Origin of the sequence: Cognatiluteimonas profundi (assembly GCF_009792795.1) — a bacterium.
Lineage (GTDB): Bacteria > Pseudomonadota > Gammaproteobacteria > Xanthomonadales > Xanthomonadaceae > Cognatiluteimonas > Cognatiluteimonas profundi.
In genome coordinates, this window is the sequence record NZ_VKHQ01000002.1 from 1 (window position 1) to 24,415 (window position 24,415).

At 66.3% G+C, this 24,415-nt stretch carries 24 protein-coding genes; 3 read left to right on the top strand and 21 right to left on the bottom strand.

What is annotated here, in order from left to right; translation table 11 throughout:
- Positions 1 to 279: 279 nt before the first annotated feature.
- From GST15_RS00800 to putP, 15 genes are all read right to left on the bottom strand, one after another.
- A complete protein-coding gene (locus tag GST15_RS00800; protein ID WP_159015358.1) occupies positions 280 to 1,173 on the bottom strand; it encodes a pseudouridine synthase in 894 nt (297 codons plus the stop codon).
- Between the two features lie 4 nt (positions 1,174 to 1,177).
- Complete coding sequence (locus GST15_RS00805; RefSeq protein ID WP_233263005.1) at positions 1,178 to 1,735, bottom strand: NADPH-dependent FMN reductase; 558 nt, start codon at positions 1,733 to 1,735, stop codon at positions 1,178 to 1,180.
- A gap of 55 nt (positions 1,736 to 1,790) precedes the next feature.
- Positions 1,791 to 2,681, bottom strand: coding sequence for a pirin family protein (locus tag GST15_RS00810; RefSeq protein WP_159015359.1), 891 nt, complete (start codon positions 2,679 to 2,681; stop codon positions 1,791 to 1,793).
- Between the two features lie 184 nt (positions 2,682 to 2,865).
- On the bottom strand, positions 2,866 to 3,186 hold the full coding sequence (locus tag GST15_RS00815; RefSeq protein WP_159015360.1) for a hypothetical protein: 321 nt from the start codon (positions 3,184 to 3,186) through the stop codon (positions 2,866 to 2,868).
- Positions 3,187 to 3,264: 78 nt separating this feature from the next.
- Positions 3,265 to 5,835, bottom strand: a complete 2,571-nt coding sequence (gene ligD, locus GST15_RS00820; RefSeq protein WP_159015361.1) for a DNA ligase D — start codon at positions 5,833 to 5,835, stop codon at positions 3,265 to 3,267.
- Positions 5,836 to 5,935: 100 nt separating this feature from the next.
- Entirely contained in the window at positions 5,936 to 7,318 is a 1,383-nt protein-coding gene (locus GST15_RS00825) for a peptidoglycan-binding domain-containing protein (protein ID WP_159015362.1), read from the bottom strand.
- Positions 7,319 to 7,368: 50 nt separating this feature from the next.
- On the bottom strand, positions 7,369 to 7,857 hold the full coding sequence (locus GST15_RS00830) for a lysozyme inhibitor LprI family protein (RefSeq protein WP_159015363.1): 489 nt from the start codon (positions 7,855 to 7,857) through the stop codon (positions 7,369 to 7,371).
- A 172-nt stretch (positions 7,858 to 8,029) separates the two neighbouring features.
- Positions 8,030 to 9,322, bottom strand: a complete 1,293-nt coding sequence (locus GST15_RS00835; protein WP_159015364.1) for an adenylosuccinate synthase — start codon at positions 9,320 to 9,322, stop codon at positions 8,030 to 8,032.
- A gap of 304 nt (positions 9,323 to 9,626) precedes the next feature.
- On the bottom strand, positions 9,627 to 9,815 hold the full coding sequence (locus GST15_RS00840) for a DUF2065 domain-containing protein (RefSeq protein WP_159015365.1): 189 nt from the start codon (positions 9,813 to 9,815) through the stop codon (positions 9,627 to 9,629).
- 2 nt (positions 9,816 to 9,817) lie between these two features.
- Complete coding sequence (gene hflC, locus GST15_RS00845) at positions 9,818 to 10,681, bottom strand: protease modulator HflC (RefSeq protein WP_159015366.1); 864 nt, start codon at positions 10,679 to 10,681, stop codon at positions 9,818 to 9,820.
- The gene (gene hflK, locus GST15_RS00850) at positions 10,678 to 11,763 is read right to left on the bottom strand and encodes an FtsH protease activity modulator HflK (RefSeq protein ID WP_159015367.1); all 1,086 of its coding nucleotides are present in this window, start codon (positions 11,761 to 11,763) and stop codon (positions 10,678 to 10,680) included. Before hflK ends, hflC begins: the two co-directional genes overlap by 4 nt.
- Before the next feature lie 99 nt (positions 11,764 to 11,862).
- A complete protein-coding gene (hflX, locus tag GST15_RS00855) occupies positions 11,863 to 13,179 on the bottom strand; it encodes a ribosome rescue GTPase HflX (protein ID WP_159015368.1) in 1,317 nt (438 codons plus the stop codon).
- A 95-nt stretch (positions 13,180 to 13,274) separates the two neighbouring features.
- Complete coding sequence (gene hfq, locus GST15_RS00860; RefSeq protein ID WP_159015369.1) at positions 13,275 to 13,559, bottom strand: RNA chaperone Hfq; 285 nt, start codon at positions 13,557 to 13,559, stop codon at positions 13,275 to 13,277.
- A gap of 166 nt (positions 13,560 to 13,725) precedes the next feature.
- Positions 13,726 to 14,697, bottom strand: coding sequence for a tRNA (adenosine(37)-N6)-dimethylallyltransferase MiaA (gene miaA, locus GST15_RS00865; RefSeq protein ID WP_159015370.1), 972 nt, complete (start codon positions 14,695 to 14,697; stop codon positions 13,726 to 13,728).
- The gene (gene putP / locus GST15_RS00870; RefSeq protein WP_159015371.1) at positions 14,697 to 16,184 is read right to left on the bottom strand and encodes a sodium/proline symporter PutP; all 1,488 of its coding nucleotides are present in this window, start codon (positions 16,182 to 16,184) and stop codon (positions 14,697 to 14,699) included. Before putP ends, miaA begins: the two co-directional genes overlap by 1 nt.
- Positions 16,185 to 16,283: 99 nt before the next feature.
- Here putP and GST15_RS00875 point away from each other — a divergent pair, with 99 nt between their 5' ends.
- The gene (locus tag GST15_RS00875) at positions 16,284 to 16,727 is read left to right on the top strand and encodes a GFA family protein (protein WP_159015372.1); all 444 of its coding nucleotides are present in this window, start codon (positions 16,284 to 16,286) and stop codon (positions 16,725 to 16,727) included.
- Position 16,728: 1 nt separating this feature from the next.
- Here the strand turns inward: GST15_RS00875 and folP are convergent, their stop codons facing one another.
- The 4 genes from folP to rlmE all read right to left on the bottom strand — a co-directional run bounded on the left by folP (position 16,729) and on the right by rlmE (position 22,036).
- Entirely contained in the window at positions 16,729 to 17,628 is a 900-nt protein-coding gene (gene folP, locus GST15_RS00880) for a dihydropteroate synthase (protein WP_159015373.1), read from the bottom strand.
- A gap of 101 nt (positions 17,629 to 17,729) precedes the next feature.
- Positions 17,730 to 19,313, bottom strand: coding sequence for a TPR end-of-group domain-containing protein (locus GST15_RS00885; RefSeq protein WP_159015374.1), 1,584 nt, complete (start codon positions 19,311 to 19,313; stop codon positions 17,730 to 17,732).
- Positions 19,314 to 19,469: 156 nt separating this feature from the next.
- Positions 19,470 to 21,359, bottom strand: coding sequence for an ATP-dependent zinc metalloprotease FtsH (gene ftsH / locus GST15_RS00890; RefSeq protein WP_159015375.1), 1,890 nt, complete (start codon positions 21,357 to 21,359; stop codon positions 19,470 to 19,472).
- Positions 21,356 to 22,036 carry a 23S rRNA (uridine(2552)-2'-O)-methyltransferase RlmE gene (gene rlmE, locus GST15_RS00895; protein ID WP_159015574.1) on the bottom strand — a complete coding sequence of 227 codons (681 nt, stop codon included), beginning with the start codon at positions 22,034 to 22,036 and terminating at the stop codon, positions 21,356 to 21,358. The genes ftsH and rlmE overlap by 4 nt, the downstream gene beginning before the upstream one ends.
- A 65-nt stretch (positions 22,037 to 22,101) precedes the next feature.
- On the opposite strand from rlmE, the gene yhbY reads away from it, so the two are divergent.
- Together yhbY and GST15_RS00905 are read left to right on the top strand one after the other, a co-directional pair.
- Positions 22,102 to 22,407, top strand: coding sequence for a ribosome assembly RNA-binding protein YhbY (gene yhbY / locus GST15_RS00900; protein ID WP_159015376.1), 306 nt, complete (start codon positions 22,102 to 22,104; stop codon positions 22,405 to 22,407).
- 71 nt (positions 22,408 to 22,478) lie between these two features.
- A complete protein-coding gene (locus tag GST15_RS00905; RefSeq protein ID WP_159015377.1) occupies positions 22,479 to 22,862 on the top strand; it encodes an Mth938-like domain-containing protein in 384 nt (127 codons plus the stop codon).
- A gap of 104 nt (positions 22,863 to 22,966) precedes the next feature.
- Here GST15_RS00905 and GST15_RS00910 read toward each other — a convergent pair whose 3' ends face one another.
- Together GST15_RS00910 and GST15_RS00915 are read right to left on the bottom strand one after the other, a co-directional pair.
- Complete coding sequence (locus tag GST15_RS00910) at positions 22,967 to 23,776, bottom strand: peptidoglycan DD-metalloendopeptidase family protein (protein WP_159015575.1); 810 nt, start codon at positions 23,774 to 23,776, stop codon at positions 22,967 to 22,969.
- Positions 23,777 to 23,799: 23 nt separating this feature from the next.
- A complete protein-coding gene (locus tag GST15_RS00915) occupies positions 23,800 to 24,414 on the bottom strand; it encodes a YqaA family protein (protein ID WP_159015378.1) in 615 nt (204 codons plus the stop codon).
- Between the last annotated feature and the right edge of the window lies 1 nt (position 24,415).

Here is a 24,415-nt window from a genome sequence, read left to right on the forward strand (position 1 = left end):
TGGTGGCGACGGACCAGCCCCTCGCCCGCTTGTGTGATGGGGCGGCGACCACCGGGACCTACGCCTGGGTGTACGCTCGTTCCCTACACGACGCACTTGCGATCTGGGCACCTTCTCCCGCAAGCGGGCGAAGGGAAAGGCGGTGCTGCGGTGATTGATTTGGGGGACTGCTGCTGGCCTGCCCTCATCCGCCTTCGGCACGTTCTCCCGCAAGCGGGAGAAGTGAGTTGCCCAGGTGCTAGCGCCGGCATCCGCCGCAAGAGCTGCGTCGGGACAGGGTCAATCGGCTTGCAGGGTGAAGCGGGTTTCGAAGTGGCGTTGGCTGCCCGTCAGCGGATCGATGAAGTCCAGCGATCGCGCGAGCAGCTGCAATGGCCGCGCATGGCCTTCGATCGGCGTGAGGTGCGGATAGCTCGGGTCGTCGTGGATCGGTGCGCCCAGGGCGGCCATGTGCACGCGCAACTGGTGCTTGCGACCGGTGACGGGTTCCAGCGCGTAGCGCCAGAGCGCATCGTCGCGACTGATGACGTCGATGCGGGTTTCGCTGTTGGGGGCGCCCTCGACCTCCTGCATGCGGAAGAAGGGTTCGCCGGGCACGATGCGGGAGGCGCGGGTGATCGGGAATGCCAGTGCGGGAAGCGCGGGTGCGATGGCTTCGTAGCGCTTGCGGATCCGGTGCGCGCGGAACAGCGACTGGTACGCGTCGCGGGTGGCGGGGTTGGCGGAGAACAGCACGACGCCGGCGGTGTCGCGGTCGATGCGGTGCAGCGGGACGAGATCGGGATTGCCGAGTCGGCGGACAAGGCGCGACAGCAGCGTTTCGCGCACGTGGCGGCCCGCGGGCGTAACGGGGAGGAAGTGCGGCTTGTCGGCGACCACGAGGTCGGCGTCGACGTGCAGGACGGATTCCTCGAATGGAATGCGTGGTTCATCGACCACTTCGCGGAAGTAGCGGATCTCCGCGCCGAGTCGGTATGCGGCGTCGACGTGCAAGGCAGTGCCGGTCGCATCCAGCACGCGACCGCGTGCGAAGCGGTCGATCCAGGTGTCGCGCGGGATCGCCGGGAATCGTTCGCACAGGCAATCGAGCACGGTGGTCCACGACCCGGGCGGCAGCTGCAGGCGACTGGCGGCCAGGCCATCGGTCGTGGGGTTCGACGATGTCGTGCGCAAGCGGTCAACGCCCCTTGATGTGGTCGACGAAGCCTTGCAGGAACGTGCGCAGCGCGTCGTTGATGCGCGCGTCGACGATGTGCCCGTCGGCGTCGAAGACCTTGGCGGCGCCCGAGACCATCAAGCGTCCACCGGTCCACAATTCGGCGCCGAGCGTGCGCAGCACCGGCAGCCAGGCGTTCTGCGACAGGATCGTGCCGAATCCGCCCGGCGATGCGCCGATCAGCGCGACCGGCTTGCCACCGAACACGCGTGCGATGTCGGCGGGCGGGCGACTCAGCCAGTCGACGGCGTTCTTGGTGACGCCCGGAATGCTGTGGTTGTACTCCGGCGTCGCGATCAACAAGCCGTCGGCGGCCGCGATCGCATCCTTGAGTGCCGTCACCGCGTCGGGAATGCCGTGCGCGGCCTCGTCATCGGCGTTGTACAGCGGAAACGCCTGGATGGATGCGGAATCGAGTCGGCTGTCATCCGGCATCATGGCCGCCGCTGCGCGCAGCAGGCTGGCGTTGTAGGAGCCCTTGCGCAGGCTTCCGGAAAATCCAGCGATGGTGATGGTCACGGTGGATGCCTCCTTGCAGTCGGCCCGCAATGGCGAGTAGCCCGTGCCGCGTGCATCAGGACATCGGATTCGGCACGGCGGGCTCGGGCGGCAGCGGAATGAACTCGTGATGGTCCAGATCGGGCAGCTTCATGCGGCCGGCGGCCCAGTCGGCCTTGGCCTGCTGGATGCGCTCCTTGCGGGAGGAGACGAAGTTCCACTCGATGTAGCGTTCGCCGATGTGCTCCCCGCCCAGCAGCATCAGCGTGGCCGGGCCCAACGCGACCACGAGGCCGGGACGACCACGGGTGAAGACGATCATCTGCCCCGGGCCGAAGGTCTGGTTGCCGATATCGACGGTGCCGCTGGCAATGTAGACCGCGCGCTCGGGGTAATGCACGGGGATCGGCAGCTTTGCGCCCGCCTGCATCCGGCAATGCGCGTAGACCAGCGGCGAATGGGTCCGCACCGGCGAGCGCAATCCCCAGCATTCGCCGGCGATCAGGCGCATCCACATGCCATCGACGGTGAATTCGGGCAGCGCTTCGGACCCGTGGTGCGCGAACGCGGGCTCGATTTCCTCGTCCTCGACCGGCAATGCGATCCAGGCCTGGATGCCGTCCATGCGTCCGCCAATCGCGCGGGCCTTCTCGAAGCGCTCGGAGTGCGTGATGCCGCGTCCGGCCGTCATCCAGTTGACTTCGCCCGGACGGATCGGCTGCTCGGAGCCCACGCTGTCGCGATGCATGATCTCGCCGTCGAACAGGTAGGTGACGGTCGACAGGCCGATGTGCGGGTGTGGTCGGACGTCGACGCTGCGCGGGATGCCCGGCGCGAATTCGACCGGGCCCATGTGGTCGAAGAAGATGAAGGGCCCGACCATGCGGTGCGGCGCATACGGCAGCACGCGCCCGACCTCGAAGCCGCCGAGATCGCGGCGACGCTGGTCAATGACGAGGTCGATCATGTGGCTCGCTCCTGCCGGTGACACCCCCACAGAATGCGACGATCTGCGCGTAATGCAACCCGCCGTCGCCAGCAGGCCGGGCGGACCAGCCGGGCGGAGCGGTTTCGACAGGGCATGAAGCCGCGCTGCGTGGCTGTTGTTGCTGCAATCCCGCTGCCTGGAAACCTCCCCCGACAGCCGCACCCTACTCTTCCGACTCCGAGGCCAGGCTGTCGAGGATCTCGCTGATCATCCGCACCTGGGCCTCGGTCTGCTCGGCGCGGATCTCCATGGCGGCATCGTCGGGCGGGCGGATCTGGGAGCTGGCGACGATCATCGACGAGATGCGGCGCCATTCCTCGCGCAGCGCCGCCGGATCCGGATGCGTGGCGGCCATGGCGCTGAGCAGCGCGTGGTGCGCATCGGTGATCGCTTCGAGCTGGATGGTCCGGGCGAGTGCGATGTCGATGCGGTCACTGGCGTATTGCAGGGCTTCCTGCAGTGACTCGAAATGCATCTCGGACATGTGCTTCTCCCACTGGAGATCGACCGTATTACGGCGAATGTTCGGGTACCGCGAAACCGGCCGTTCACGCTCCATGGCTCATCCGGACCAGCGCGACAGGTCCTGCGCGACCTTGTCGATTCCGGCCCACGGATCCCTGCGGCGGCGCTTGAGCAGGCCGGGCACGTCCTTCAGGGTGAAGGCATCGCCGCGCTTGAGCGCCTTGAGTTGCGACCAGGCGATCGGCATCGCCACCGGCGCGCGGTCGCGGGCGCGCAGCGAGTACGAGGCCACCGCCGTGGCGCCACGTCCGTTGCGCAGGTAGTCGACGAAGATCTTGTTGGGTCGCAGCTTGAGCGTCGAGACCGCGAGGAATCGCTGGGGCTCCGATGCGGCCAGCGCGTCGGCGAATCCCTTCGCGAATCGCTTGACGACGTCCCAGCCGCAACCGGGATTGAGCGGCACCACGACATGCAGGCCCTTGCCACCCGTGGTGCGCAGGAACGCCCGCAGCCCCGCCTGCTTGAGCAGGTCGCGCACGTGCAGCGCCGCGGCCTTGACCTCCGACCACGGCACGTTGGGTCCGGGATCGAGGTCGAAGATCACGCGGTCCGCGATATCGGGACTGTCGGCGTGCGATCCCCACGGGTGGAACTCCAGCGCGTTGAGTTGCACCAGCTCCATGATGCCCGCGGCGTCATACGCGACCAGGTAATTGGCGGCGTTGCCGGCTTCTTCCTTCAGCCGCACCAAGCTGACGTGTTCCAGGCCGGGCGTGTGGTGCTTCTGGAAGAAGCAGGGTTTGCCGGCGCCGTCCGGGCAACGGATGATCGATAGCGGACGTCCGGCGATCTCCGGCAGCAGCTGATCCATCACCGCCAGGTAGTAGTCGGCGACATCCTGCTTGGTGATGTGGCTGTCGGGATAGATGAGCTTGGTCGGGCTGGTGAGCCGCATCGGTGCCGGGGACTTCTCCGCGATGCCGTGCTGGCCTGCGCGCGTGGTCTTGGCGGCCTTTGTCGCGGTCTTGCTGCTGCGCTTCGCGGTCTTCAGCGTCGCGGCTGTGGGCTTTGCACGATCCGAATCCGCAAGGTCGGCGATGCCCTTGTCCAGGCGGATCGCCTTCAGCGATGGCTGTCGCAACAGCCCCGATGTGCCGATGCCGCGCACGTAGGCCTCGACCACGAACATCGGCGGAAACCACAGCGCACCCTTGAGGTCCTTGCGCGCGGCATCGCTGACGTGGACGGTCGGCCTGGGCGTGCCGGCGTCGCCGATGCGTCTGGTGAGATCGCGCAACTGGCCGTTGTTGAAACCGGAGCCGACGCGGCCGGCGTATGCCCAGTCGTCGCCGTCCGGCCTCGCGAGCAGCAGCGAGCCGAACCCACTGCGGCTGCCTTTCGGGTGCGTGTAACCGACGACCGCGAACTCATCCGAATCCAGGCACTTGGTCTTGCGCCAGTCGTCGCCGCGACCCGGCCGATAGGGATGATCGGCGCGCTTGGAAATGATGCCCTCGAATCTGCGCTCACTCGCCAGCGCATACGCGGCGTCGCCATCGCCGAGGATGTGCGTGCTCAGCGCGAGATGCGGCGGGGGATCGTCCAGGATCTCCGCGAGCAGGTGCTTGCGCTGGACCAGCGGCGCCGCGTCGATGGCGATGCCGTTGACATGCAGCAGGTCGAACAGCACATAGACCAGCGCACCCGACTGCTCGCCGGACAGGGTCGCCTGCAACAGGTTGAAGTCCTGCTGGGTGCCGCTGCCGGCGATCAGTTCGCCGTCGAGCGCGGCACTCCTCAGGCCGAGCTGTTCGATCGCCGATGCGATCTCCGGCACCTTCGCCGTCCATTCGATGGCATTACGCGACCAGATCCGCACCTTGCCGTCGACGACGGTGGTCACCAGCCGGTAACCATCCCACTTGAGTTCGTGCAGCCACTGCGGGCCTTCGGGCGGCTTGTCACCGAGCTTGGCCAGCTGCGGCGCGAAGGCTTCGTTCTTCAGCGTGGCCTTCCTGGATTTGTCGAGCCTGGCGGCCTTTTTCGCCCAGTCGGTCCTGCGTGGCTTGCGTGTCGCGGTGACGGTCGCCTTGGATTGCTTGTCGGCCTTGCCGCTGCCCGCGCGCTTCGCGTCCGCGGCCGGCGGTGGTGTCACGTCGGCGAGGAGATCATCGGCCTCGACCGCGGCCGCGTATTGGTCAGCCTCCTTGAACAGTAACCATTGCGGCTGCTTTGCCGGCTTGCCGCTGCGCACGAGGTGCCAGCCACCCTTGAGCTTCCTGCCGAAGAGCTCGAATCGCAGGTGGCCCTTGGCCAGTTGCGCCTCGGCGTCATGCGGTGTCGACCAGACACCGGTGTCGAACAGCGCCACGTGTCCGCCGCCGTACTGGCCCCTGGGGATTTCGCCTTCGAACGTCGCGTAGTCGACTGGGTGATCCTCGACCTCCACCGCCATGCGCTTGACCGAGGGATCGTAGCTCGGCCCCTTCGGCACTGCCCATGACTTAAGCGCGTCGCCGACCTGCAGGCGGAAGTCGTAATGGCGGCGCGACGCGTGATGCAGCTGCACGACGAAGATCGCGCGCCTGCCCTCCGGCAGCGACTTGCCGGGCGCAGGTTCCCGCGTCCTGTCGAACTGGCGCTTGCGCTGGTACTGCAGCAGGCTCATGCGATCGATGCGTCGGGCGAGTCGACCTCGCCCAGCCATGCTCGACAGCAGCGCATGAAAGAAGCGCGAACGCCGGCGAAAAGCCGCGTTCGACGCCAGGTCAGGGCATGCCTGGCGTCACGTCGCGATGGGTGATCCCGGCCTGTGCAGCCACGAAGGCATGCGCGCGGGCGGGCTCGGGCGCCATGGCCGGCTTCTGCATCGCGAGCGTGGCGTGCTCGATCGTCTGCGTCACCGCCTGCATGCGATCGACATGCGCGCGGCGATGCGCCGGATCATCCATCCGCCCCTGCACCGCGAACAGCCGCACGGCGTCAGTCCCCAGGACGACGTGGTCGATCCTGTGCAAGCCACTGGCATGCGCGGCAACCGTGAGTGTCGCGGCGGCATTATGTTGCGCCCGCGCGCTGCCGAACATCGCCTCGGGCAACCTGCGCACGCCATGCAGCGCCTGCGCGTACAACGCATGCTGCGGATGCGTCGCTTCGGAGAGCAGCGGCGAATGCCGCGCATGCTCGAGCGCGGCAAGCGTGTGCTTTCCGACAACGCCGTCGACGTGGAGATGGTGGGCTTGTTGGAAAGCCATGACCGCGTGCTTGGTGTTGTGGCCGAAGTGTCCGTCAGCAGCCAGGCGATGGCCGTGGGTTCCGTGATAGCCGAGGTGGTTCAGCTGGCGCTGAAGCCCGGAAGTCGATAGAAGGGGTGCTCTGTCAGCGGCTCGCTCTTGGAAATGAGATTTCCTGAGCGAGCTAAATTCCTTAGGGGTCTCGACTGCGGTTTCGCGATCAGGCAAACGACCGCGAGAAACGAGTGAATCTACGATCGGTCCAGCCTTCGCCAACGACTCGGAATCCGCCAACTTTAATAGCGCCTCTTTTTCCGATTTCGCGCGCTTTGCAAGACCGGGCCACAGGCCGGGTGAGCTCCGAAACAACGTGTCGTTGTGATCTTTTTTATAGTCCTGCACCGCCTCGACTATCTGATGGTCCGTCAAAGAAGGTAGGGCAAAGGCACTGCCGAACTTCTCTTTCAATGCACCAGTAAAGATCGCAGGCGTCAGATCGCGGAACTGGACCGAAGTACTCCATACCGCATCTTGCACTGACCTACCACGGCCAGCCATATGCAATCCGACTTCATTCAATCGAACTATCTGCTCGAGATAGTGGCTACGGCCAATAAAGTCATGCTGGTCTAGACCAAACTCGGGGTCGGACCGTGCAATTTCGCGCCATTTCGCATCGAATTCCGCAGAAGCGGGAATTAACCCCTTAAATCTGACGCCATATGCCGACTGAGCCAAATACTCCTGCAGAGTGCCGGACTTGCTCGATAACTGATAGGCGCCATATGAGACCCCGCCATGGTCATTTTTACCGGTAGAGATTGTTTCCGCCCCCATCCCAGATGACTCGAACCTCTGTGATGTTTGGCCTAGATGCCACTGCGCGACAACCTTGCGAGCTATGTCTTCCTTGTCCATTCTTTCCTCCTTGAGCCGACCTCGCCAAGCGCTTCATGCGCGGCGGAACCTCATTTCACGGCGCCAATTCTTCTTTCGAGCTCATTGGCACGTTTTGCAGTGTTTCGCATATTGCAGTACTCCGCCTCCAGTCGCTGCGCCTGCCCCTCATGCTGTGCATCCCATGCACATTCCTTTTCGGTCCTAGATAGCCAGTTCTGCTGCGACAGTTTAATTGGCTTGCGGCTACTTACATCCTCCGATGCAATCAAAGCCCTGTATGCAGCATGCATGCGGTCGTTGTGGAACTGGTACTCCGCCTCCATGCATGCCTGCATTTCTGCCGTAATCCCTTCGGATTTGTCGACACACTTGCTAAAGCTGTGGCGCAATAAGCCAGCATCATTTTCACCAGCTTCCGCCTTAGCAGTCCTTGCCAACGATTTATCCGGCAATGCAGCATTCGATGACGAAGGAGGCTCTGCCGATAGGGATTGATTGCATGCCCCAATCAAACTGCTACATATCAACACCAGCAGATATGTCTTGCCAGTTTTCATAATTCAAACCTCCATGTTTGCTAATAAATTGAATGGGATCGCGACTACGAGCGCTTCCATGCCCGTGGCGACAGGTTGTCCACTTGCCAACCACTGTGTCGCCAGAGAGTAACCGGGACTAGCTGGCGCGCAAAAAGGCCGCCTCGAGGGCGGCCTTTTCTCTAACGGCCAATCAGGCCCAGGGATCCTGCAACACGATGTTCGCGTCGCGGTCCGGCCCGGTGGAGACCATCGCCAGCGGGCAGCCGGAGAGTTCTTCCAGCGCGCGCAGGTAGGCGCGTGCGGCGGCGGGGAGCTTGTCCCACTCGGTGATGCCGTGGGTGCTTTCCTGCCAGCCGGGGAACTCCAGGTAGACCGGCTCGCACTCGTTCCAGCCTTCGGCGTCGAGCGGCGCGTACTCGGTGCGCTTGCCGCGGTACTGGTAGGCGATGCACATCTTCAGCGTCTGCATGCCGTCGAGGATGTCGAGCTTGGTGATGCACAGTCCGTTGATGCCGTTGATGGCGACGGCGCGCTTGAGTGCGACCAGGTCGATCCAGCCGCAGCGGCGCGGACGGCCGGTGGTGGCGCCGAATTCCTGGCCGCGTGCGCGGATGCCTTCGCCGACGTCATCGTCGAGCTCGGTCGGGAACGGGCCGCCGCCGACGCGGGTCGCGTAGGCCTTGGCGATGCCGAGCACATAGTCGATCGCGTCGGCGCCAACGCCGGTGCCGGCAAGCGCACCGCCGATCGTGGTGTTGCTGGATGTGACGTACGGATAGGTGCCATGGTCGATGTCGAGCAGCGAACCCTGCGCGCCCTCGTACAGCACGCGCTTGCCCTGCTTGCGCAGGTCGTGGAGGATCCCGGCGACGTCGGACTTCATCGGCTCGACATACGCACCGAATTCGAGCGCTTCATCGAGCGTCTTCTGGAAGTCGATCGCATCGACGCCGAGGTATTTGGTCAGCACGAAGTTGTGGTAATCCAGCGCAGTGCGCAGGGTTTCCGCAAGCTGGCGCGGGTAATGCAGGTCGGCGACGCGGATGCCGCGACGCGCGACCTTGTCCTCGTATGCCGGGCCGATGCCGCGACCGGTGGTGCCGATCGCCTTGCCGCCGGCGGCTTTCTCGCGGGCCTGATCCAGGGCGATGTGGTACGGCATGATCAGCGGCGTCGCCGGGCTGATCTTCAGGCGCGAGCGCACGTCGATGCCTTCGGCCTCGAGCTCGCCGATCTCCTTCTTCAGCGCTGCGGGCGACAGCACGACGCCGTTGCCGATCAGGCACAGCACGCCCGGATGCAGGATGCCGGACGGAATCAGGTGCAGGACGGTCTTCTTGCCGCCGATGACCAGCGTGTGGCCGGCATTGTGGCCGCCCTGGAAGCGCGCGACGGCGCCGACCTGTTCGGTCAGCAGGTCGACGATCTTGCCCTTGCCTTCATCGCCCCACTGGGCCCCGAGAACGACGACTGACTGACCCATGTGGAACTCCTCAAGCATGTGTAGGAGCGGCTCAAGCCGCGACCGTGGCCGGCCTGGTCGCGGTAAATCCGCTCGTACAGGGGCATTCACGAAAAAAAGCCGGAGGATCGCCCCCCGGCTTTTGCGCATTATCCGGGTTTTGCCGGGGTGGGGCCAGTGCGGTGCCAAAAGCCGCTTTTGTGGGAGCGACGTCAGTCGCGATAACAGCCCCGGGGCTGGTGGGTTCCAATCGCGACTGACGTCGCTCCCATGGGATCCTCAGGAATTCGAGGCCCGCCCGGCGCCTGTCATGGCCCGAACCGCCTTACAGACCGCGGACGAAATACAGCGACAACAGGCCGAGGATGACCACGATGCCGCCCACGGCGCGCAGGCGCTGGTCGGGCATGGCATGCAGTTGTTCCGCGGCGCGCTTCCAGCCACCTGGCGCCGCGAACAGGAACAGGCCTTCGAGCACCGCGACCAGGCACAGTGCCGACAGGAAATCTTGCATGCCTACTTGTCGCTGCGCAGGAATTGCAGGAACGGATCGTTGCGGTCGAGCACGATCACGGCCTTGCCGTCGGCGAACGACCTGCGATAGGCCTCCAGGCTGCGATGGAATGCGTAGAACGACGGATCGCGGCCGTAGGCGGCGGCATAGATCGCCGCGGCCTGTGCATCGCCCTCGCCGCGCAACTTCTGCGCGTCGCGCTCGGCCTCGGCGACGAGCACCTGCTGCTGGCGATCGGCTTCGGCGCGGATCTTCTGCGCCTGTTCGACGCCCTCGGCGCGCAACTGGCTGGCGACCTGCTGGCGTTGCGAGCGCATCTGGTCGTAGACCGACTTGAGCACGTTGCTGTCCTCGGGCAGGTCGACGCGCTTGATGCGGATGTCGATGATCTGCACGCCCAGCGTCGACGCGCCCTTGTTGATGCTGCTCAGCTGGCGCGCGACGACTTCCTCGCGGTTGCCGGACACGACCTGCTGCAGCGTGCGCGAATTGATTTCGCCGGTGAGGGCATTCTTGATGATCGGTGCGAGGCGCTGCACGGCGACTTCCTCGTCGCCACCGGTGGCGCGATAGAAGGCGCGCACGTCCTGGATCTTGCCGATGGCGAAGAAGTCCAGGCTGATGTCCTGCTTGTCCGAGGTCAGGTAGCGCTCGGGATTGGCATCCAGGACCTGCAGGCGGCGATCGTAGATGCGCGCGCTTTCGACGAACGGGATCTTGAAGTGCAGGCCGGGGCCGACGTCGCTGCGCACGAGCCGTCCCAGGTTGAGCACGATGGCGGTCTGGCCTTCGGACACGACATAGACCGAGCCGAACAGCGCCAGCAACGCGGCGATCGCCAATGGAATCCAGGCGGAGAATTTCATCGCGACGGCTCCTCACGTCCCGTCGGTCGCTGGCTGCGGTCCGGACGGGCCTCGGTGGTGGTGGCATTGACCGTTGGCGATGCGACGTCGGCCGGAATCACGGCGGGAGCCGCGGCTTTGTCGTCGCCTGTCGCCGACATCGGCACGTAGATCAGCTGCCTGCCATCGCCGATGATCTTGCGGTTTTCGGTGAGGACCTGCTGCACGGTTTCCAGCCACAGGCGCTTGCGCGTGACTTCGGGAGCGAGCTTGTACTGGTCGAGCAACAGCGAGAAGCGCGTCGCATCGCCGGTGGCGCGATCGATCGATGCGGTCCTGTAGCCTTCGGCCGTGGTGCGCAGGCGCGCCGACTCGCCGCGCGCCTCGGGCACGACCTTCGCCGCGTAGGCCTTGGCCTGGTTGATCGCGGTGGTCTTGTCCGCGTTGGCGCGCTGCGCCTCGTCGAACGCGTCCTTCACTTCATCGGGAAAGCGCGCGTTCTGCAGGTTGAGTTCCGACACGGTCAAGCCGGTGTGGTAGGCGTCCAGCGACGACTGCAGCTGGCGGTTGACGGTGCCGATCAGGCCGCCGCGGGCACCCAGCACGGTATCCAGGTCCGAGCGGCCGACGGTTTCGCGGACGGTGCTCAACGCGGCCTGCTCGAGCACCTTGTTGGCGTTGCGCGTGCCGAACAGGTACAGCTTCGGATCGCTGATGCGGTATTGCACGTTGAGCTCGACGCTGACCATGTTGCCGTCGCGCGTCAGCACCGGCACGGTGTCGTTGAATGCCTGGCTCTGGGTCGCGTTGACCTTCATCACGCGCTCGATCGGCCACGGCCATTTCAGATGTGGCCCCGGCTGCAGCACGCGCGAGAACTGTCCGAACTGCAGGACGACGCCGCGTTGCTGCTCGGTGACCAGCACGAAGCAGTTGAAGACCAGCCACAGCGCGACGAGGATGCCGACCCACCGGGCCATGCCACCCCTGCCGCCGAACAGGCCGCGCAAGGGTTCAAGCCAGCGATCCAACGGTCCGCCGCTGCGCTGGCGGGTGTTGCGACCGTCCTTGCCGGACCCGCCGCCGGGAATGTTCCAGGCCATGCCTGCTCCAAGATTGAAAACGAATGCGCGCGACGCCGCGCCAGCGATACCAGCGGACGACGATGTGGCCGCCGACCGGTCGAATTCTAACCGGACGGGCTAGGCGGGGCTCACCAATGGCTCGGGCAGCAGGGCCTGCAGCGGGGCGCCGTAGGCCAGCGTGGCCAGCCGCACCGCGTCGGCTTCGGCCAGGTCCAGCCGCAGGTTCCAGCCATTCTCGTCGTGGCTCTCCTCGCGGACGGCGCCCAGTTCGTGCAGGCGCGCGCGCAGGCGGCCCGAGGACGCCGGCAACTGCAACTCGCCATGGATGCGGCGCAGCCCGAGGCGTTCGCCGAGGGCCTGGCGCAGCAGCGGCAGGCCTTCGCCGCTTTGCGCCGACAGCCAGACGCGTTCGCGCGCGCCGCCGGTCACGCCGTTGCCGGGACGGTCGTGGCGGGCGATGGCGCCTTCGACACGGTCGATCTTGTTGAACACCAGCAGCTGCTGGATGTCGCCGGCACCGATCTCCTGCAGCACCGAATCGACCTGCGCGATGCGCTCCTCGCGCAGCGGGTCCGCCGCGTCGATCACATGCAGCAGCAGATCGGCTTCGCGCGCTTCGGACAAGGTCGAGCGGAATGCGGCAACCAGTTCATGCGGCAGGTCGCGCACGAAACCAACGGTGTCGGCCAATACCGCGTGGCCGCCGGACAACGCAACGCGCCGCACCGTCGGATCCAGCGTAGCGAACAGGCGGTCGTCGGCGTAGGCATCGGCGCCGGTGAGGGCATTGAACAACGTCGACTTGCCCGCATTCGTGTAGCCGACCAGCGCCACGCGCGGCAGTTCGCTGCGCACGCGTGCACGGCGCATCTGCGTGTGCTGCACTTCGACCTTGTCCAGTCGCTTCTGCAATTGCTCGACGCGCTTCTGCAGCAGCCGGCGGTCGGTTTCCAGCTGGGTTTCACCCGGGCCGCGCAGGCCGATGGAACCGCCACGCTGGCGCTCAAGGTGGGTCCAGCCACGGATCAGGCGCGTGGCCATGTGCTTGAGCTGGGCGAGCTCGACCTGCAGCTTGCCCTCATGGCTGCGTGCGCGCTGGGCGAAGATGTCCAGGATCAAGCCGGTGCGGTCGACCACGCGCCGCTCGAGGAGTTTTTCCAGGTTGCGTTCCTGCCCCGGCGACAGGGGGTGGTTGACCAGCACCAGGTCGGCGCCGGTGGCCTCGCAGGCGGCCTTCACTTCCTCGAGCTTTCCGCTGCCGATCAGCGTCGCCGGATTGGGCTTGTCGATCCGCGCATTGAGCGTGGCGGCGACGGTTGCGCCCGCCGAGCGGGCCAGGTCGGCGAATTCCTCCAGGGCACCCTCGTCCGGCGGACCGCCGGCGTGGGGCTGGATCAACAGGGCGATCTCACCCTTGCGGGAACGTTCGAACAAGGGCGTGTTACTCCATCAGGCAACGGGCATCGCCGCCTTCCCAACCAGATGCGGCCGCCGCCAGCCCTTATCAAGCGTCGCGCAGGAGCAGGCGCTTATTCGGCCTCGTCGTCATCGGGCTCGTCGCCGTCGCCGTCGGCACCGGATTGCATGTGGCCGCCGCCGGGGCCCACGCGGATGTTGCGCGCCGGCACGACGGTGGAAATCGCGTGCTTGTAGACCATCTGGCTGACGGTATTGCGCAGCAGCACCACGAACTGGTCAAAGGATTCGACCGTGCCCTGCAGCTTGATGCCATTGACGAGGTAGATGGAAACCGGAACGCGCTCGCGACGCAGCGCATTCAGGAAAGGATCCTGCAACGATTGCCCCTTGGACATGGTGTATTCCCCACTCGTTTGTTGGTCCGGCCAGTCTGGAGCTGGTTCCGTATCGCCCGACCCGCTCCCCGCGGCGGCGACCGGCCGATGTTTGCACAACCGCGCGCGCGGCGATAGCGACCGGCGTCGCCGTTCATGATCGTCCGTGGCGGCGGCTGCGGCGCCCTCAGCGCATGAACAGATGCAGCGCCTGCCCTATTGCGACCTGATCGGTTGCCGGGTCCAGCCATCGCGCGTCGACCTCACGCCGCAGCCAGGTGAGCTGGCGCTTCGCCAGCTGGCGGGTGGCGAAGATGGCCCGGTCGCGGAATTCGTCGGCCGACGTCATCCCCTCCAGGTGTTCCCAGGCCTGCCGGTAGCCGACCGCGCGCAGCGAAGGCAGGTCCATTGGCGAGGGCTGCGACCGCAGTTCCGGCAGCGAGCGCAGGGCGCGGACTTCGTCGAGGAAGCCGGCGGCGAGCATCGCGTCGAATCGCGCTTCGATGCGCCGGTGCAAGGTCGCGCGATCGGGCGGTGACAGCACCAGCTTGAGCACGCGCAGCGGCAAACGCTGCTGCGCGCTGTCCTGCTGCCATGCGCTGATCGTGCGGCCGCTGCTGCGCCAGACTTCGAGCGCACGCTGGATGCGTTGGGCATCGGTGGCATGGATGCGCGCACCAGCCAGCGGGTCGACCATGGCCAGCTCTGCGTGCAGGGTCGCCCAGCCGCGCTCGCGTGCTTCATCGGCGATGCGCATCCGCAATGCGGGGTCGTTGCCTGGCATCGGCGCCAGGCCCTGCAGCAGCGCGCGGAAATACAGGCCGGTGCCACCCGCGAGGATGGGGACCTTGCCGCGCGCGACGATGTCCTGCAGCGCGCATCGCGCGTCGTCGGCGAATTCCGCGGCCGAATACGGCTGCCACGGATCGCGCACGTCGATCAGGTGGTGGCGGACGCGGGCACGCTCGTCGGTCGTGGGCTTGGCCGCACCGATGTCCAGGCCGCGATAGACGAGCGCGGAATCGACGCTGACGATTTCCCCGCCGATGCGCTCCGCCCATTCCAGCGCAAGCGCCGACTTGCCCGATGCGGTCGGGCCCATGAGCGCGATCGCGCGCGGGCGCGCATCGCCAGCGGCGTGTGCGGATGCCGCCGTCATCAATACCCGGTCGCGTGCAGCGCTTCGCGAACGGAATCGTGTCGCGACTGCATCGCCGGCGATGGCGCGCGGCCAAGGCGGCTGACAACGATGATCGCGACCGACGCGGCGATCACTCCCGGGATCATCTCGTACAGCGCGCTGCCGGTCTGCTTCCACAGGATCACGGTGAGCGCACCGGCCACCATGCCGGCCAGCGCGCCATTGCGGGTCATCCGCTTCCAGGTGAGCGAAAACAGCACGACCGGGCCGAATGCGGCGCCGAAGCCGGCCCAGGCGTAACTCACCAGGCCGAGCACGCGGCTTTCAGGATCGCGCGCGATGAGGATCGCCAGCAGCGCGACCGACAGCACCATGGCGCGGCCGAACCAGACGAGTTCGCGCTGGCTCGCGCGCGGACGCAGGAAGCCGCGATAGAAATCCTCGGTCAACGCGCTGGAACACACCAGCAGCTGGCACGACAGCGTGCTCATGATGGCGGCGAGGATCGCGGACAGCAGCACGCCGGCAACCCACGGATTGAACAACATCGTCGCCAGCGCGATGAACACACGCTCCGGGTTGTCGCGGACCATCGCGCCCTGCTCCGGATGGGCGGCGAAGTAGGCAATGCCGAACAGTCCGACCGACACGGCGCCCAGCAGGCACAGCACCATCCAGGCCATCCCGATGCGGCGCGCCTTTGGAATCGTCTGCAGCGATTCGGCCGCCATGAAGCGCGCGAGGATGTGTGGCTGGCCGAAATAGCCCAGCCCCCAGGCGACGGCCGACACCACGGCGACCACGCCGCCCTTGCCGATCCATTGCAGCCTGGCCGGATCGACCTGCTCGATCAGCCCCATGCTGGTGGAGACGCCACCCACGCTCAGCAACACGATCACCGGTGTCAGCAGCAGCGCGAAGATCATCAAGGTCGCCTGCACGGTGTCGGTCCAGCTCACGGCAAGGAAGCCGCCGACCAGCGTGTACAGGATGGTGGCGGCGGCACCCCACCAGATCGCCTGCGCGTACGGCAGTCCGAACACGCTTTCGAACAGTCGCGCGCCGGCGACGATGCCGCTGGCGCAATACACGGCGAAGAACACCAGGATCACCAGCGCCGACAGGATCCGCAGCAGCTTGCTGCTGTCCTCGAAACGGTTGGTGAAATAATCCGGCAGCGTCAGGGCATTGCCGCTGCGCTCGGTGTACACCCGCAACGGGCCGGCAACGAACTTCCAGTTGCACCAGGCGCCGGCGATCAGGCCGATCGCGATCCAGGCTTCCGAGACGCCGCTTGCATACAACGCACCCGGCAAGCCCAGCAGCAGCCAGCCGCTCATGTCCGATGCGCCGGCGGACATTGCCGTGACGTAACTACCCAGCGAACGCCCGCCGAGGATGTAGTCGTCGAAGGTATTCGTCGATCGCCACGCCATGAACCCGATGGCGACCATCGCCAGCAGGTACAGCGCGAAGGTGACGAGCAGCGGCGTGCTTGCGGTCATGCGTCTGGCTCCCCCACCCCGGGTGTCGGGGCTGCGGCGCCAAGCTTAGCCCGGGCGTGACCGGCTATGCTGCGCAGGCCTGCACCAGGGTAGGTTTCGATGACCGCAATCCTCCATGCCGGCGGTTGCCACTGCGGCGCGCTGCGACTGGAATTCAGCTCCGCGCGGCCGTTGCGTTCCTTCGTTGCACGCGCCTGCGATTGCGACTTCTGCACCCGCCACCGCGCAGCCTGGGTGTCGGACCCGGCGGGGCAGCTGCGAATCCTCGCCGATACCACGCAACTGCAGCGCTATCGCCAAGGCTCCGCACAGGCGGAATTCCTGCTCTGCCGAGAGTGCGGAGTGCTGGTCGCGGTGATGGCCCGCGCCGTCGATGGACGACTGCTCGGCGCGGCCAATCGCAATGCGATCAATGACCGCATGGACCTCATCGAGGAAACCATCGTGTCGCCCCGATTGCTCGCACCCGACAGCAAGCTTGCGCGATGGAGCGAGGTGTGGATGCCGACCGACCTCGTGACCTGCCAGGCCTCTGCAACGTAACTCAGTCGTCGTCGGGCCATCGCAATCCAGCCGCCGCGGGTTTCGCGCGCGGCATCGGTTGCGCCGCGACCGCATTCCAGACTTTCAATGCGTCCACCGTTGCCGCCACGTCGTGGACGCGCAGCAGGATCGCACCGCGCTGCGCGGCGATCAGCGCGGCGGCGACCGAGCCATGGATGCGCTCATGCGGATCGGCATGGCCGGTCAGCTCACCAATCGTCTTCTTGCGCGACAGGCCCGCAAGCAACGGAACGCCGAGTTCGGTGAAACGCTCCAGCTGGGCCAGCAGCAGCAGGTTATGCGCGGAGGTCTTGCCGAAGCCAAACCCCGGATCGACGACCAGCTTCTTCTTGGCGATGCCCGCCATCTCGGCGGCGAAGATCCGCTCGGCCAGGAAGCGGTGCACCTCGGCGACCACGTCGTCGTAGGCCGGCGCGTCCTGCATCGAGCGTGGCTCGCCCTGCATGTGCATCAGCACGACCGGCACGCCGAGCGCCGCGGCAGCGTCGAGCGCACCCTCGCGACGCAGGGCCTGGACGTCGTTGATCATGCCGGCGCCCGCGGCAACGGCCGCACGCATGACCTCGGCCCGCGAGGTATCGATGCTGATCGGCAACGCGGTGGACGCCGCCAGTTGCTCGATGACGGGAATCACGCGACGCAATTCCTCGTCCAGCGGCACTTCCGCGGCACCCGGCCGCGTCGATTGACCGCCGATGTCCAGCATGTCGGCGCCCTCCCCGGCCAGTCGCAAGGCATGTGCCACGGCAGCGTCGGGCCCGGCGTGCTCGCCGCCGTCGGAAAACGAATCGGGGGTGACATTGACGATGCCCATCACGCGCGGGCGATCCAGCTTGAGGATCCGACCAGCGCAATCGAGTTGTGGCGAGAGGTCGAACATCACTGGCTCCGGTGCGTGCGCGTGCAGACCGTGCGGCGCGAACCTGCCGCCGTTGCCTGCCGCTTGATGCGCCGATTATCCGGCAATCCGCCAGGACCCCGCTAACCGTGCGCTGGTTCGTCCAGCCTCGCGACGATCTCCTTGAACCGGGGCAGATTTCGCACCGTGTCGAAGTCGTGGTCGTGGTCGATCCACTCCCGGAATCCTTGCCCGGTGGAGACGGCACGATCGAGCAGGTCCAGCGCCCGGTCGTACTCGCCGACCTGCGCGTAGACACAGGCGGCGTTGTACAGGGTTCCATAGTCGTCCGGACGCATGCGCAACGCTGCTTCGGCATTGCGCTTGCCTGCTTCGGCATCGCCAAGGCGCACCTGCAGTCCGGCCGCGAGGTAGCGGGCACGACCGTTTTCCGGATCGAGTTCCGCCTCGGCCAGCGCGCGCTCGAGCGCCTGTCGCGACAATGCCATCGCGCGGTCGCCATCGCCCATCGAATCCGCAGCGTTGGCTCCAAGCGTCAGCGCCTGGAATTCATCCGGCCGGGCGCGGTGTGCCTTTTCGAACTCCTCGACGGCACGGGCGTACATGCCGTGCGCAAAGCAATGGCGGGCGAAGTAGTAATGCGCCTCGTACAGCTCGCCATTCAATGCGATCGCCCGCTCGAACGCCGCCGTGGCCGCATCCGTCTCGCCCGCCCAGGACAAGGTGTTCGCATGTGCGACGTGTGCCTCGGCGAGGTCGGGCGCAAGGGCCAGCGCGCGCTTGCCGGCGGCAATCGCTTCATCCAGCACTTCCTCCGGCTTCACCAGGCGCCACAGCAGCAGTCCGACCAGGGCATCGGCGAGGCCCGCGTGTGCCTGGGCGTAATCGGGATCCAGCTCGATCGCGCGCCGGAACATCTCCGGGGCGCTGCGCCAGGTGACGGTGCTCTTCAACGCCTGCATCTGGCGACCGCGCAGGTAGAACTCGTAGGCGCGGACGTCGGCCGGGGCGTTGCGACCCATGTCCAGGACGTCCGGCTTCTGCAGCGTGACTCGCAATGCACGCGCGACGCTGCGCGCGATTTCTTCCTGGATGACGAAGATGTCCTCGAGCTTGCGATCGAAATTCTCCGACCACAGGTGGTAGCCGTTGCCGGCATCGACGAGCTGCGCGGTGACGCGGACGTGGTCGCCGGCCTTGCGCACGCTGCCTTCCATGATTGCCGCGACGTTGAGCGCGCGCCCGATGTCGCGCGCGTCGGTGGCGTTGTCGCGGAAGCGGAAGGACGAGGTGCGCGACGCCACCCGCATGCCGCTGATCGACGCCAGCGCGTTGAGGATTTCCTCGGCCAGGCCTTCGCAGAAATAATCCTGGTCATGGCCCTCGCTGAGGTCCGCGAACGGCAGGATGGCCACCGACGCCTCGGGTGCCGCCGCGTCGGCCACGGCCGCTGGCGGGGTGCGCTCGATGCCGCGCGTGGTGAGGTCGTAGGTCCATGCCAGGGCGCAGGCGAGCACGAAGCTGAGCCCCACCAGCACGATCACCAGCTTCACGGTCCAGTCCGGAAGACCGAGCGGGCCGAATGTCGCGCCGGCAACCTGGATCAGCACCCAGCCGACGACCAGGAACACCACCGCCACGCGAAAGACGCGACGGCGCCGCAACTCATCGACGAACGCCTTGAGAGATCCTTCCCAGTCGCGCATGTGTCGACTCCTCCGCGGCACGCGGCCAGACACGCCACAGGGCGATCCTACTCGCGGCCAGATGCAGGCAGTGACTAAAGAAAAAGCCCCCGGGCTTGCCTCCGGGGGCTTGCATCCAGTGCAACGAATTCGACGGCCGGCAGCGGCCGTGGCCGCTCAGGTCTGCGGTGCCGGGCCGCCGATGGTGAACGGCTTTGGAACCTCACGCGCGGGACCACCCTTGGTCCAGTTACCTGGCGGCGGCGGTTCGCGGTTGGTCATCACCGCCTCGATCTGCGGCGCATCGATGGTTTCGTACTGCAGCAGCAGCTTGGCCATCGTGTGCAGCTTGTCGAGGTTCTCGGTCAGCATGGTGCGGGTGCGCTCGTAGGCGCGGTCGAGGATGCCGCGCACGACTTCATCGATCCGGCGCGCGGTTTCGTCCGACACGTTCTTGTGCTGCGTCACCGAGCGGCCGAGGAAGACCTCGTCCTCCTCCTCGCCGTAGGTGATCGGGCCAAGCTCGGACAAACCCCATTTGGTGACCATGTTGCGCGCCATCTTGGTTGCGCGCTCGATGTCGTTGGAAGCACCGGTGGTGACCTTGTCGTCGCCGAAGACGAGCTCCTCCGCCACGCGTCCGCCGTACAGCGAGCACAGCTGGGATTCGATCGCGGTGCGGTTGTAGCTGTACTTGTCGCCCTCGGGCAGGTACATGGTCACGCCCAGCGCGCGGCCGCGCGGGATGATCGTGACCTTGTAGACCGGGTCGTGCTCGGGCATCAGGCGACCGACGATCGCATGGCCGGCTTCGTGGTAGGCGGTGAGCGTCTTTTCCTGCTCGCTCATGGCCATCGAGCGGTTCTCGGTGCCCATCATGATCTTGTCGCGCGCCTTGTCGAAGTGCTCCATGCGCACTTCCTTGCCGTTCTCGCGAGCGGCGAACAGCGCCGCCTCGTTGACGAGGTTGGCCAGGTCCGCGCCGGAGAAACCGGGCGTGCCGCGCGCGATCACCATCGGCACGACGTCGTCGGCCAGCGGCACCTTGCGCATGTGCACCTTGAGGATCTGCTCGCGGCCGCGCACGTCCGGCAGGCCGACCACGACCTGGCGATCGAAGCGACCCGGGCGCAGCAACGCGGGATCGAGCACGTCGGGACGGTTGGTCGCGGCGACCACGATCACGCCTTCGCCACCCTCGAAGCCGTCCATCTCGACCAGCAACTGGTTGAGGGTCTGCTCGCGCTCGTCGTGACCGCCGCCCAGGCCGGCGCCGCGATGGCGGCCGACGGCGTCGATTTCATCGATGAAGATGATGCACGGCGCCTGCTTCTTGGCCTGCTCGAACATGTCGCGCACGCGGCTGGCACCGACGCCGACGAACATCTCGACGAAGTCCGAACCGGAGATCGAGAAGAACGGCACCTTGGCCTCGCCGGCGATCGCCTTGGCGAGCAGCGTCTTGCCGGTGCCGGGCGGGCCGACCATCAGCACGCCGCGCGGGATCTTGCCGCCGAGCTTCTGGAAGCGGCCCGGATCGCGCAGGAACTCGACGAGTTCCGACACTTCTTCCTTGGCCTCGTCGCAACCGGCGACGTCGCCGAAGGTGACCTTGGTCTGGTCTTCGTTGAGCAGCTTGGCGCGCGAACGCCCGAAGCTCATCGCGCCCTTGCCGCCGCCCTGCTGCATCTGCCGCATGAAATACACCCAGATGCCGATGAACAGCAGCCACGGGGCGACGTTGAGGATGATCGCGACCAGTGAAAGCCCGCTCGACGGCGGCGTCTGCACGGTGGTGACGTCATGGTTGATCAGGTCGTTGACCAGGTCCTTGTCGCCCGGGTTGTAGGTCGTGAACTTGGTGCCGTCCTTGCGCTCGCCGGCAATCGTCGTGCGGTCCTCGGCGATGTTGACCTTGGCCACGCGGTTGCCCTGGACCTCCTGCACGAACTGGTCGTAGGTCAGCGCGTCGGCGCCGGCCGTCTTCGGGCTGAAGCTCTGGAACACCACCATCAGCACGACGGCGACGACCACCCACAGCATCAGATTCTTGGCCAGGTCATTCATGTGTATTCAGGGTCCTGCAGGTGACTTCGTGGGCTTGGGTGGGACAGCTTGCCCTGCGCCAGGGCATAGACTTCGGGAGAGCGCTTGCGTGATGCGTCCGGCTTGCGGATGGCCACTTTGGCATACCGCCGCCGCAGTTCCCGCACGTAGTCGTCGAAACCGACGCCCTGGAACAACTTGATCAGGAACGTCCCGTCGATGCGCAAATGGTGGTCGGCGAAGTCCATCGCCAATTCAGCCAGATGCATCATCCGCGGCTGGTCAACGGCATCCATGCCACTTTTATTGGGGGCCATGTCGGACAGAACAAGGTCGACCGGCTGACTGCCGAGCAAAGACTCAAGCGCAGATAAGACCGCATCGTCCCTGAAATCGCCATGAAGGAACTCCACGCCGGCCAGCGTGGGCATTTCCAGGATGTCCAGGGCGACGATCCGGCCCGGGCTGGACGGATACAGCGTGGACAGCGCCTGGCGCAGCCACTGCGACCAGCCGCCAGGGGCAGCGCCAAGATCCACCACCACCATGCCAGGTCGGAGCAGCCGGTCACGCTCGACCAGTTCCTCGAGCTTGTATGCCGCGCGCGACCGCAATCCCTCTGCCTGCGCCTTTTTCACGTAGGGGTCGGAGAAGTGTTCCTTGAGCCAGCGCTGGCTGGACTTGCTGCGGGTGGCCATGCGGCGCCGGGCGATGCGGGCCGCCATGATACCCTGCGCTCCCGTATTCACTCCTTGCGCAGCACATGCCCATCGCCCTGACCAACGCCCAGACCCGCTTCCTTCGTGGTCAGGCGCACGGCCTCAAGGCGATCCTGCAGGTTGGCGGCAAGGGCATCAGCCAGACGCTGGTTGACGAGGTCATCGGCGCGCTCGAACACCACGAGCTGATCAAGGTGAAGATCGCAACGGACGATCGCGACGTCCGCCAGCAACTGGGCGAGGAACTCGCCACGCGCGCCGATGCGGCAGTGGTCCAACGGATCGGGCACATCGTGATCCTGTACCGCCCCAGCGTCGAGCGACGCCAGATCGTCCTGCCGCGCGCCTGAGCTAGTTGGCTCGCCCGCCGCGCGAGCTTGCGGTTGACGCGGCATCCGACCCACGGCGTTAGCATGTCCCCATGCAATTGAACCTCGAACGCCCCGACTACGCCTGGTACCTGCGTGGCGCCGAAGGCGACCATGCCCTTGTCAACGACAGGATCATGCGCGGCAGCTTCGTCATCGCACCGAACACCCTGGTCGAGAACTGGCCCGTCACCGACGCCGCTACCATGCAACCGGCTGACCTGGATGCCCTGCTGGCCCTGGACCCCGAACTGGTGCTGCTGGGAACCGGAGCGACGCAGGTGTTTCCGCCACCAGCGGTGCTGGCGGCCTGCCTGACGCGCCATCTGGGCATCGAGGTCATGACCAATGCCGCCGCCGCCCGCACCTATAGCGTGCTGGCCGGCGAAGGCCGGCGCGTAGTGGCGGGTTTCGTGATTCCACACGCCCAGGCTTGAGTCGACCGGCCTGGCACGGATCGACGATCCAACATCCCGCAGGCGAATTCCAACCACGCGATGCGACGCGATGGCGTCACTCGCAGCGCCTGTCGCCGCGGCGGCTATTTTTTCGGCAGATACGCCAGCGGATCGACCGGCTTGCCGTTGTAGCGGATCTCGAAATGCAGCACGTCTCGCGCGGCGCCGGTGTGCCCCATCTGCGCGATCTGCTGGCCTGCGGTGACGCGCTGGCCCTCGTTGACCAGGCGCGAACGGTTGTGGCCGTAAGCCGACAACCAGGCGTCATTGTGTTTGACGATCACAAGCTCGCCATACCCGACCAGGCCTGAGCCCGAGTACACCACCACGCCGTCCGCGGCGGCGCGCACGGGCTGGCCTTCCTGGCCCGCGATATCGATGCCCTGCTGGGTGGGCTCGCCCGCCACATATCGGCCCGTGATCGATCCATCCGCCGGCCATGTCCACGTGAAGGGGCTCGCGCCGGGGACGAGGATCGGAGCGGCCGGAGTCGAATCCACCGTGGGCGCGCGCACCGAGCCCGATGGCGGCTGCACTGCGGGCGCCCTGGGACGCGGGGCGGACGCAACGGAACGTGCCGCGGCGCGATCGGACGGATACAGGCGCAGGCGTTGCCCGGGATGGATCGTGTAAGGCGGCGGCACCGCGTTCCACATCGCCAGGTCCAGCGGGCTGATGCCGTTGCCGACGGCGATCCGGTACAGGGTGTCGCCCGGATGCACGGTCGCGGTCGCGCCATAACGCGGGGTGGAAATCCGTGCAGTCGATTGATGCATGGTCGGTCCACGCACGATGCGGGTACTGCCGCAACTGGCCGCGACCAGGCAGGCCAGCACACCGACCAAGGCCAGGAGCGGTCGCGCGTGATTTCCGGATCGTCCACCCACACCCATGCCCGTCGTGATGTGCCAACCCCTCATGCGCCGCGCGACCTCCAGACCATGTAGCCAACCCCGACTGCCAGCAGCGCCATCGCGGCCCAGCCGATCGGTTCGATGTAACGCCGCAGGGCGGCTTCGGCGCGCACCCCGCCCAGCCGGATGGCCGTCGCGATCAGGAACACGCGCTTCCCGCGTCCCACTGCCATGCTGGCCATGAACGGAAACAGCGGCACGCCGACGATTCCCGACGCCCAGGTGAAGAACTTCAGCGGAATCGGCGTAAAACCCGCCAGCACCAGGATCCAGAAAGTCTTCCACGGCGACTGCGCCGCGATGCCGCGCAGGTACGCGACCTGCGCATCGATGCGATCCATCCATCCCAGCGATGCCAGGAGCGGCTTGACCAACTCGAAGGCGTAATGCCCCAGCGCGTAGCCCACGACCGCACCGAGCAGCGAACCCACCAGGCTGTAGCCGGCAAACCAGAAGCTGCGCTTCGGCTGCGACAGGCACATCGGCGCGAGCATGACTTCGGGCGGGACCGGCACGATCACCGCCTCGCCGAAGCTCAGCAGGAACAGCAGCAGCGGAGCGCGCGGATGCCGGGCCCACACCAGGGCGCGCTCATACATCGGTCCGAACAATTTCATG

Bases quoted from the DNA above. Each gene is read 5' to 3' on its own strand.
- GST15_RS00810 (WP_159015359.1), bottom strand. From the start codon at position 2,681: ATGATCGACCTCGTCATTGACCAGCGTCGCCGCGATCTCGGCGGCTTC.
- GST15_RS00815 (WP_159015360.1), bottom strand. From the start codon at position 3,186: ATGTCCGAGATGCATTTCGAGTCACTGCAGGAAGCCCTGCAATACGCC.
- ligD (WP_159015361.1), bottom strand. From the start codon at position 5,835: ATGAGCCTGCTGCAGTACCAGCGCAAGCGCCAGTTCGACAGGACGCGG.
- GST15_RS00825 (WP_159015362.1), bottom strand. From the start codon at position 7,318: ATGGACAAGGAAGACATAGCTCGCAAGGTTGTCGCGCAGTGGCATCTA.
- GST15_RS00830 (WP_159015363.1), bottom strand. From the start codon at position 7,857: ATGAAAACTGGCAAGACATATCTGCTGGTGTTGATATGTAGCAGTTTG.
- GST15_RS00835 (WP_159015364.1), bottom strand. From the start codon at position 9,322: ATGGGTCAGTCAGTCGTCGTTCTCGGGGCCCAGTGGGGCGATGAAGGC.
- GST15_RS00840 (WP_159015365.1), bottom strand. From the start codon at position 9,815: ATGCAAGATTTCCTGTCGGCACTGTGCCTGGTCGCGGTGCTCGAAGGC.
- hflC (WP_159015366.1), bottom strand. From the start codon at position 10,681: ATGAAATTCTCCGCCTGGATTCCATTGGCGATCGCCGCGTTGCTGGCG.
- hflK (WP_159015367.1), bottom strand. From the start codon at position 11,763: ATGGCCTGGAACATTCCCGGCGGCGGGTCCGGCAAGGACGGTCGCAAC.
- hfq (WP_159015369.1), bottom strand. From the start codon at position 13,559: ATGTCCAAGGGGCAATCGTTGCAGGATCCTTTCCTGAATGCGCTGCGT.
- miaA (WP_159015370.1), bottom strand. From the start codon at position 14,697: ATGACGGCGGCATCCGCACACGCCGCTGGCGATGCGCGCCCGCGCGCG.
- putP (WP_159015371.1), bottom strand. From the start codon at position 16,184: ATGACCGCAAGCACGCCGCTGCTCGTCACCTTCGCGCTGTACCTGCTG.
- GST15_RS00875 (WP_159015372.1), top strand. From the start codon at position 16,284: ATGACCGCAATCCTCCATGCCGGCGGTTGCCACTGCGGCGCGCTGCGA.
- folP (WP_159015373.1), bottom strand. From the start codon at position 17,628: ATGTTCGACCTCTCGCCACAACTCGATTGCGCTGGTCGGATCCTCAAG.
- GST15_RS00885 (WP_159015374.1), bottom strand. From the start codon at position 19,313: ATGCGCGACTGGGAAGGATCTCTCAAGGCGTTCGTCGATGAGTTGCGG.
- ftsH (WP_159015375.1), bottom strand. From the start codon at position 21,359: ATGAATGACCTGGCCAAGAATCTGATGCTGTGGGTGGTCGTCGCCGTC.
- rlmE (WP_159015574.1), bottom strand. From the start codon at position 22,036: ATGGCCACCCGCAGCAAGTCCAGCCAGCGCTGGCTCAAGGAACACTTC.
- yhbY (WP_159015376.1), top strand. From the start codon at position 22,102: ATGCCCATCGCCCTGACCAACGCCCAGACCCGCTTCCTTCGTGGTCAG.
- GST15_RS00905 (WP_159015377.1), top strand. From the start codon at position 22,479: ATGCAATTGAACCTCGAACGCCCCGACTACGCCTGGTACCTGCGTGGC.
- GST15_RS00910 (WP_159015575.1), bottom strand. From the start codon at position 23,776: ATGGGTGTGGGTGGACGATCCGGAAATCACGCGCGACCGCTCCTGGCC.
- GST15_RS00915 (WP_159015378.1), bottom strand. From the start codon at position 24,414: ATGAAATTGTTCGGACCGATGTATGAGCGCGCCCTGGTGTGGGCCCGG.